At 44.4% G+C, this 1,215-nt stretch carries 3 protein-coding genes; all 3 read left to right on the top strand.

Features of this window, described 5'->3' with window-relative positions:
* Positions 1-4 precede the first annotated feature (4 nt).
* Entirely contained in the window at positions 5-490 is a 486-nt protein-coding gene (locus B7X71_RS17360; protein ID WP_293601660.1) for a rubrerythrin family protein, read from the top strand.
* A 62-nt stretch (positions 491-552) separates the two neighbouring features.
* Positions 553-720: a rubredoxin gene (locus tag B7X71_RS17355; RefSeq protein ID WP_293599606.1), complete on the top strand. Its 168-nt coding sequence runs from the start codon at positions 553-555 to the stop codon at positions 718-720.
* A 48-nt stretch (positions 721-768) separates the two neighbouring features.
* The coding region (locus tag B7X71_RS17350; RefSeq protein WP_293601659.1) for an FAD-dependent oxidoreductase at positions 769-1,215 on the top strand (447 nt) is incomplete at its 3' end.

Below are 1,215 nucleotides of genomic sequence, written 5' to 3'. Positions count from 1 at the left end.
AAAAATGGCACGTCCAGAAATTAAAACCATCCAAAACTTAGAGTCTGCTTTTGCAGGTGAATCCATGGCGCATATCAAGTATCGCTATTTTGCAAAATTAGCACGCGCTGCTGGCGATATTGAAACTGCTGAAATCTTTGAGGCAACTGCAGATCAAGAAGTCATGCATGCCTTTGGTCACCTCGATTTACTCTACCCCGCGAATACGATTACCCCAACTCGTGCCTTAGAGATCGCAATCGAGGGTGAGACATATGAATACACCGAAATGTACCCAACTTTCCGCAAAACAGCGGTAGATGAAGGCAATGAAGCGGCGGTAGTGGAGATTGATGAGCAAATTGCTGAATCAAAAGAGCATGCAGAGCAGTTTCAAGCCATGTTGGCAAAAGCAGCAAAACGCTTTGCAGCCTTGGCTAATGTAGAGGAGCGCCATGCTAACCATTACAAAAAGGCCTTAGAAAAAGCGAAAGAATTTGCTGCAGTCTGAACGTCTTTAGAAATAAAACAGAATTAAATTTAAACTGATCAAATTATCTTAAAGGAAATATCATGAAATCTTGGCAATGTATCGTATGTGGCTTCATCTATGACGAAGCAAAAGGCTTACCGGATGACGGTATTCCTGCGGGCACAGCTTGGGCTGACATCCCAGAAGATTGGGAATGCCCAGACTGCGGTGTAGCAAAATCGGATTTTGAAATGGTGCAAATTTCTTAATTCAAGCCTTACATCACTCATTTAACTGCATTACTAGGGAGTCCAGCTTTGGATCATCAGAATCAATCATCTCCATCAGAAATTGTCATCATCGGTAGCGGCTTGTCCGGCTTTACAGTTATTCGCGAATTGCGCAAGCTCGATAAAGCAGTGCCAATCACTCTGGTGACTCGCGAGCCAGGCTACTTTTACTCAAAGCCCATGCTCTCTACCGCACTAGCCAGTAATAAGTCTGCAGAGCAATTGGTTTCAAGCAATGCAGAAGGTATGGCGGCCCAACTGGAGATTACGATTTTGGATGGCCTTGATGTCACTGAAATCAACACAGCTTCCCAGACAATTGAAACCTCTAAAGGATCGATTCCATATGGAAAGCTGGTGCTAGGCTTGGGCGCAGATCAAATACGCCTGCCTTTGCAAGGTAACGCTGCTAAGGAAGTAATAACAGTAAATGATCTGGAAGAGTATGCCCAATTTCGCAAGGCAATCGCAGGC

Source organism: Polynucleobacter sp. 39-46-10 (assembly GCF_002282275.1).
The sequence above is the reverse complement of the archived record's forward strand: the minus strand, read 5'-3'. Positions and strand labels throughout refer to the sequence as shown.